Annotated in this window: 7 protein-coding genes and 1 pseudogene; 4 read left to right on the top strand and 4 right to left on the bottom strand. The window is 41.2% G+C overall.

Translation table 11 applies throughout. The features are described 5' to 3' along the window. A pseudogene (locus AC075L_RS05470) lies at window positions 1-696 on the top strand (ISNCY family transposase); the annotation flags it as partial. 651 nt (window positions 697-1,347) lie between these two features. Further along, a complete protein-coding gene (locus AC075L_RS05465) occupies window positions 1,348-1,686 on the top strand; it encodes a hypothetical protein (RefSeq protein ID WP_476387304.1) in 339 nt (112 codons plus the stop codon). 299 nt (window positions 1,687-1,985) lie between these two features. Here the strand turns inward: AC075L_RS05465 and AC075L_RS05460 are convergent, their stop codons facing one another. The 4 genes from AC075L_RS05460 to AC075L_RS05445 all read right to left on the bottom strand — a co-directional run bounded on the left by AC075L_RS05460 (window position 1,986) and on the right by AC075L_RS05445 (window position 6,075). Next, entirely contained in the window at window positions 1,986-2,426 is a 441-nt protein-coding gene (locus AC075L_RS05460; protein WP_147413348.1) for a hypothetical protein, read from the bottom strand. Between the two features lie 277 nt (window positions 2,427-2,703). Further along, window positions 2,704-4,068 carry an RNA-guided endonuclease TnpB family protein gene (locus AC075L_RS05455; RefSeq protein WP_476387303.1) on the bottom strand — a complete coding sequence of 455 codons (1,365 nt, stop codon included), beginning with the start codon at window positions 4,066-4,068 and terminating at the stop codon, window positions 2,704-2,706. 557 nt (window positions 4,069-4,625) lie between these two features. Beyond that, window positions 4,626-5,054 carry a hypothetical protein gene (locus AC075L_RS05450; RefSeq protein ID WP_118566697.1) on the bottom strand — a complete coding sequence of 143 codons (429 nt, stop codon included), beginning with the start codon at window positions 5,052-5,054 and terminating at the stop codon, window positions 4,626-4,628. Between the two features lie 37 nt (window positions 5,055-5,091). Beyond that, window positions 5,092-6,075 carry a hypothetical protein gene (locus AC075L_RS05445; RefSeq protein WP_118566696.1) on the bottom strand — a complete coding sequence of 328 codons (984 nt, stop codon included), beginning with the start codon at window positions 6,073-6,075 and terminating at the stop codon, window positions 5,092-5,094. 240 nt (window positions 6,076-6,315) lie between these two features. Between AC075L_RS05445 and AC075L_RS05440 the strand changes: the two genes are divergently transcribed. After that, window positions 6,316-6,666, top strand: coding sequence for a helicase associated domain-containing protein (locus AC075L_RS05440; RefSeq protein ID WP_476387302.1), 351 nt, complete (start codon window positions 6,316-6,318; stop codon window positions 6,664-6,666). Between the two features lie 360 nt (window positions 6,667-7,026). Beyond that, window positions 7,027-7,251, top strand: a complete 225-nt coding sequence (locus tag AC075L_RS05435; protein ID WP_118566694.1) for an Abi family protein — start codon at window positions 7,027-7,029, stop codon at window positions 7,249-7,251. Window positions 7,252-7,383: the final 132 nt, after the last annotated feature.

Raw genomic sequence — 7,383 nt, 5'->3', positions numbered from 1 at the left:
GTTCATGATTCAAAGCTTTTAATCCCCACACTTAAGGACTTCTTTTCCAAGCATCCTTTGATTAATCCAAAAACCTTCCTGGGTGATGCTGCTTTCGATACCGCACAACTCTATAAGAGCCTTCTTACCGGTGACACTTTTGGTAATGACAAACATTTCTCGAAAGCTTATATTCCGCTGAATGCAAGATCCGGACTTGAAAATCTGGATTATTCCATCAATGAAGATGGTATTCCGTGTTGTCCCCATGATCCTTCTTTACAAATGAAGTACGAAGGCACTTCCAAACTTCACAGTGGAGTAACAAGATATAAATTTGTCTGTCCAAGAATGAAATGGATTTATGATAAATCAACTCAAAAATCCCATCGTCATTGTTTCTGTGACAACCCTTGTACTTCTTCTAAATGTGGGCGGATGGTCTACATCTACCCGGAAAAGGATCTTCGTGCTTATCCCGGAACGATCCGCGGCACCGAAAAATGGGATGATACCTATAAAATCAGGACTGTTGTCGAAAGAGATATCAACCACATCAAAGACAATCTCTGTCTTGCAGGACGCCGAACCCAAAATGAGAGGACTCTGCATGCTGATCTGATTCTTGCCGGGATCACACAACTTATTACTGTTGTTCTCGCAGATAAGATCAATCACCACGAATATATTCGAAGCATAAAACCACTCATAGCTTAGGACTTACCACTTTCATAAAGTCCATAGCTTATTAAAGTGCGCCTAACATGTGCGATTATCCATTTTTCATTCCACAAGTCGTGCTCTTCGCGAATTCTTCCTTGTTTTGGTTCAAGGTTACGAACGAGCACCGCGAGTTTCGCAATTACCTAAACTACAGTTATAGTATGATAAATCAGCTCATAGATATTTCTGTGCGAAAAAAGCAGCACATCGACGCCGCTCTCTCCCTTCTTTCTGCAGTCGTTTTTTATTCGAATACAACAGCTTTCATCTCACCATATAGTACCTTTCGACTACCCGGCGTATCCGGCCTGCAGTACCAACGCCTTCGCACGTTCCGCTCTCATCCACCAATTGTGCAGAAAGAAGCCGAAAAAACAAAGAGCAAAAGAAACCGTCTTACTTCATAAAACACCACGACCTCTCCGGCATATGCCGGATGACCTTACAGCCGGGTTTCCCTATTCAGATCTTTCATCTTTCATCAGGCCGCAGACCTTACAGGTTTTCCTGACAGGGAATCTTTTGTTCCTGCATGAGCAGAATGATTTCATTCTTATCGGCATCCGTAATATCGACAAAAATTATTTTTCATCATATTAATGTCAGCAGTTAATGCTGAAAAAAATACAGAAAGGATTTAAAAATATGAGCGATTTCATAAATGAACCAGAAGAAATGGACCCTGTAGAGATTGAAGGAACTGAGGAAACAGCCGGGGAAGTGACAGACAGTACAGAGGAAACTTCTACCGCGGAGACAGTCAGCAAATTCAGAGAACTGACTTCTAACAGGATGAAGATGATCGGGCAGCAGCTTTTCCATATGAAAAAGATCCCGGAAAAAAGAGGAATTGATTATTCCAGGGAGGATGTAGAGAAGATCTTCACTTACTTAAGAAACGAGATCGACAAATGCGAAAGTGAATTTATCAAAAAATTTGACGAAAAGAAAGCAGACAAGTTTGACTTTGATTTCAAATTCTAAGATGCATTACAGAGCTATTATTTCTTGAAAAGTAAATTTGAATTCACTTTTTAAGGAAATTTTTTAAAAAAAGGTTGCCAAACAGCAGCCTTTTTTTGCTTTTCCTCTTGAAAATATTAAAAGCAAAACCCAAAAACAATACTTTTCTTTAATTACTTTGGCGGTAATGTATCAGCTTAATATTGTCCAGCTGGCTTACCTGTTTTTAAGTACAAAAATATCCGCGGCACCACAAGGTTTTCCGCGGATAAAAAAAAGTTAAAAAACACACTCACTTCTATTTGCTAAGCCGAAAATAGTTATTCTTCTGCCATACACTCCAGACGGATCTTATCCGCGGAGGCGCATCCGAATTCTTCACAGAAAGCCAAAGCAAGCTCTTCGTCTGTATCATAGCCTTCCACATACCACAGGCCTTTTGATTTTCCAGATACAAACACCTCATAGATCATATCTGAGCAAATATGATCGCAGTAGGAGAAGTCGTTCAGATATTCATGGATGTACTCACAGTATTTTTCATTAATACCGTGGAAACTAATGCAGTGGAAACATTCCTGGCAGGTGGCCGGACGTATCAGCTTTTCTTCATCCTCTCCGCTTTCAGAATATACCGCTTCGATACATTCATATTCCGTTTCACCATTGCCTTCGCAATACCTGTCATATGCTTGCTCTGCAAGCTGCTGAGAATCTTCCGGAGCAACATCAAAGTCCTCCTCCAATGTTTTTCTCGTCAAAATACCACACACCCAAGGGTATGTGGCTTGTAATACCCACCGAAGGTAGATATCTCAAACCAGCACAACCCTCAAGGCTGGGCTTACCGCTGGCATTGTGGTTCGTCCGCATTCAGGCCAGATGCCGTCTCTGCTCCCACAACAGTACCTGGAAATCCTTCAGGGTCGCCGCGGTTTCGGGACACTTGACAGGTACAGCTTACGGTCAGGCTGTCAAACCTTAAGGTACACCATACCATGCCCCCATTGTAAAAATTAAATCAGTTTAAACGATGTTTTATCGGATTAATACAAAAGCATTTTCTGCTATCGTATTCTCCACATTCTTCTTTGCTGCCTTAGCCTTCCGCTTCTTTCCATTTGGCTCCATCTTTGTAAAAGACGGGTTCTTATCGCCTTTCAGATACTCAGCACCAAGAAACATTAAGTTTAAAGCCCCAACCTCATCGTCATTTTCTACATGTCCGCATTCCGGACATATATATTCATGTGTGTCACGATGCCTGGCTGCTTTATCATATCTTCCACAGTGAGGGCATCTCTGTGATGTTTTGTATGCATCAGCTTCAATCACCTGCTGTCCCCTTAAAGCCGCCTTGTATTTTAATTTTTCCCCAAAATCATAGAACGCCCATGACCGCAGCTCATTTGTCTGTTCCTTAGAGTGGAAGTTGCGTTCTTCAAAAGATACTCCGGTAAGGTCTTCAAGCACAAATAGTGTATCTTTCGGATAGTTTTCGCAGAGTGCCTTGGTGAGACAATGATTCACATCGTTCATATAGCCGTTCTCTCTGCCGGATAATCTCTTTAATATACGTTTTGCCCCGCGAGTTCCTTTTTTCTGGAGTGAGGCTCGGGTCCTATTGTATCTTGCCCGGATCTTTCTTGCGTCATCGCCGCTGTACCGTGCGGCCAGACCGCTCTGGTCGGCAGCGGTAACGATATTGACAAGCCCACGGTCAAGCCCGGCAATATTTGAAATGTCTTCGTTTTCAGTTACCGGAAGCTTTGCTGTTACTGAAATATGCAGAAACCATTTTCCGCCGGAGGAAAGAAGTTTCGCTTCTCCAAATCTCCATTTCGGGTCTTCGATGTTTAAGCCCGGCATGTCTGAATCGTTAAAGATATCCTCAGATCCTTTTACTACAAATCTTACTTTTGTACGACCTGTAAGCGTAGCGATAGAAAGAAGGAGCCTTCCGTTTTTATCGTTTACAAAGCTCCAGTCACGCCCTCTGACAAAATCTGCCTGTGGCCGCCTGTACACAACCGGATGCTGCAGCCAGTTCAGGTCTTTTTTATATCTGGACGTATTTCCATCTGTATCCGTATAAGTGTAATACTGTTTCTTAAGAGTTGTGTCAATAGCCCTGTACTTTGCGGATACGGATCTGATGAGACTTTCTGCAAGCTGTGACTTCATGTCTTTCTTCTGTCTTATGTCGTAATAATATTTATCATGCAGAGTCCTGCAGTCAGTTATCATTTCCGGACTGGAAAAGTCATTAAACATAAGGCCGGAAAGCCATGTGGCCGCTTCACTGTATGCCGTAGTCAGTTTCTTAAATTCTTCAATTGTGTTCTGGTCAGGATACAGTTTTGCTTTTATGGATATCGTCACGTCCTGTTCTTTTGCTGGCATCAGTGTCCCTCCTTTCAGCGGATTTCATCAACTTATGTTCACGCATGTTTAATATGACGAATTTTTCAGGAGAAAGTAAAAGAATAAGATATTTTTTATTTATTTGTAAAAAAAGCCCTTCCTCCACATACCCAATGGTGTGTGGTTTCCGGGCTTAAAATAAATATGAATACACAGAAAGTAACGGAGATGGCTTGGATATTCAAAGATTGCTCAAAACTTATCAACCTATCACTCGGAGATAAATTTACCTTTGTTGGCTCAAATTATCAACTTCCATCTGGAACTTGGTACTCATCTGACGGCACCGCCTATACCTCCGACGGCACCACCTGTACGATACCAAACAACAAGGCCGACACCTACACCAGAAGATAGATTAGAAAACCAAAACTCATTAACCAACAAACACACCTGTCTCAATCTTAAGATTGCCCACAGGTGTGTTTCTCTCGTTTATAATCCACATTTTCGACATATAAAAACGCAAGCCATATTTCTACAGCTTGCGTCTTCTCAAATTTAATATTTCCAAAAACAGTCTTCAAGACTTGCTTTCAGTCCAGGATAAAATCCAGTAAACCATCCCTCATACATTCCAGTCCCACAGAGAGACCTTCTCCGATAAGGGGCAGGAACATAAAGACAAAACTGAATACGAAACATGGGATCACACATTCCCAGTTATATCCAAACTCAGGCTGCATGTACATCAAGATGATAGTCAGGATCCCGGCAATAAATGTAATTCCAGACAAAGTGGCAAGGATTATGCCTCCGTAAACACAGACAAAGATCACAACCATATGTACTGCACTCAGTATAAGGTAAAGAAGCAGGGCAAAGAACTTTCCCAACATCCTTCTAAACCACTTTCCAGCAGCTGTTTTTCTCTTTCCTTCCGGAGGAGTCACCTTTTCTCCGCAGCGTGGACAAAAAACACCTTTTTCCGGAATATAAGCACCACAATGTTCACATCTCAACATAATACATACCTCCTTTGTACAGGTCAGCTACCTTCGCTCACCCCGCTTCTTCTATTTCTATCTCCACATCCTTGGTTACCCTGATGAGGACAATGATCCTGTGTTTGCTCTTGTATGCAACCATTCTGTGTATACGGATGTCATCCTCGGTAAGGGTGACCCTTGAGTTCGCCGCATATCTTAAAAATGATGCTTTTGTTCTTTTTGCTATTTCCTTCTGCATCTTTTTTACATAATCCGTAAACTGTTTATCAGTAAAAATAGAGTTAATTCCAACCTCACACCGGAACAGCCCTTTTCCGGACCAGGGAACATCTCCTTTATTTTCAGCAACAAACCCATAGACATCGATAAATGTGATACCAGCCGGATCTGCTTCATCGACATAAAACTGAAGCCTTCTGCTGTCAACTGTATCCGTATGATAGTTTGTTCTCTTTCTGATTATTTCGCGTACTTTCCTTTCATTCCAGATAAAACCAATCTCATCCAGCATATCTTCCTTCCAAAAACTTAAGTCCTTATCCTGGATCTGTGCCACTGCCCAGTCACCCACTTTTTTATTCCCTATTCGCATATCCGCGGAGATCATGCCTTTCCCCCTCCAGATTGAGGAAAACTTATCGAACTGTCCCAGCCATTTGCTCTCCTTGTTGCGGTAGGAAATAAAATACAGGTACCATGCTTCCAGATCATACTGCCCCACATGGGCATTTTTCCCAATACGGCCATCATGTTTTTCCTTCCATTCCTTTCCCATCTGGTACCATTCCTCCTGATAAAGAGGACGGATCCCACAATCGATTTTCTTATCGATCATCAGATGAACTACTTCATCCGGAATGCTCCCTTCCCTGATCCTTTTATTTATCTCTATCCACCACTTACCGACTTTGCATCCGTCAACAATCAGGTGTTCCGGGATATCCCAGGACTGTGTACGTTCATGGTATTTTTTTACTTCATCTGCCATTTTGATTGCATTATTGATAATACGTGTTTCACTTTTATTATATCTCATAAACCCCTCCTAAATTTAGTTCTTTTCATGGTTCCATCATACAATATGATGTTATGAACTGGTTTTGGTACGAAAAAAATGGCAGATATAGACTCTTTTGGGTAGCCGGAGGTACTGTCTGGATATGCTTCGTGGAAAGACAAAACCCTGTTTTTTATTTCATTCTACCTTCATTCATATTCTTTTTGAAACAAAACGAAGGGAGAAAAAAGTAATGAAAAAAAAAAGGAAAAAACATGGATGCTGATCATTGAAACAAAAAGCTACAGGGGTCTGTCCTGCTACAGAAAAGTGCTGTTTGTTTCAGCTCCGGATCATCAGGTTGCAAAGGAAAAAGCACGTGACTGGTGTGATGGCGAACAGATTACTTCAATCTCTATCCTTCCATTCGATCCGAACCGCATGGGAGATTCTCTGATTGACAGTACTGAAAAGAGCCCGTTCCCGGAACATCCGAACATCGATACACGCTGGATCTCCAAATACAAGACCGCGGAGGCCTTCTACAATAAATACGGCCATCTTCGTGTGAAAGTCAAAGAGGACTTCGATGGAGTCCGCCTGGGCATCTGGATCCACAGCCAGATGTAACAGGGATATGATCAGACATAAGGGAAAAAGTAATGAAAAATACATATATAATATAGAAGGAAAAATTTCTTATAACATTTGAGGTCAGCTACTGCTCTCTCAAAATTTGAATTCGAATTCAAATTTTTGTGTTTCCAGCAGGACATGAGGGGAAAACTGTTACTGGGCACGGAATGAACAGTAACTGTTTTATTGATGGAGATGCGGAAAATTTATAAAAAGTATTGCAATTTTCCAGAACTTTGAATATACTATACATAACAGAGTTGCCCAAAGTCTTTTGGACATTGGGGACCAAGCTGAGTCGTGTGCTCAGCTTTTTTACGTTAAGGAGAGATTTTATGGATTTGAAAAAAAACGTTGACCTTTGATGAGCAGTTAGATAAGTTAATCACTCATGGAATGATTGTCGCTGATAGAGAAAAAGCAAAAGATATTTTAAAAAGAGTGAATTATTATCGTTTTACGGGTTATGCTTTGCAATTCAGACAAGAGTCTTCTGGTAGTGACTATATTGAGGGAACTACTTTTGAAACGGTGTATCATTTAATAAAAATAGCTACCTCCTACGTCCATAGGAGATAGCTATAGTAAATTATAAACACTGTTTATAAGTTTCCGGTGGCAACCATCGGACATAGCAAAATCCTTTGATTGCTTCTGGTTTGATTATAACCTATCCATTTCCAAATGGCAAGTGGAAAAGTTAGAAGGGGC

Source organism: Blautia sp. ZXY-1-B12 (assembly GCF_056339915.1).
Note: the sequence above shows the minus strand (reverse complement) of the source record. Positions and strands in the feature narration are given on the sequence as shown.

What these genes read in the sequence shown, in the direction of transcription:
- AC075L_RS05450 (WP_118566697.1), bottom strand. Translation starts at nt 5,054, where the DNA reads ATGTTGAGATGTGAACATTGTGGTGCTTATATTCCGGAAAAAGGTGTT.
- AC075L_RS05440 (WP_476387302.1), top strand. Translation starts at nt 6,316, where the DNA reads ATGCTGATCATTGAAACAAAAAGCTACAGGGGTCTGTCCTGCTACAGA.
- AC075L_RS05465 (WP_476387304.1), top strand. Translation starts at nt 1,348, where the DNA reads ATGAGCGATTTCATAAATGAACCAGAAGAAATGGACCCTGTAGAGATT.
- AC075L_RS05455 (WP_476387303.1), bottom strand. Translation starts at nt 4,068, where the DNA reads ATGCCAGCAAAAGAACAGGACGTGACGATATCCATAAAAGCAAAACTG.
- AC075L_RS05445 (WP_118566696.1), bottom strand. Translation starts at nt 6,075, where the DNA reads ATGAGATATAATAAAAGTGAAACACGTATTATCAATAATGCAATCAAA.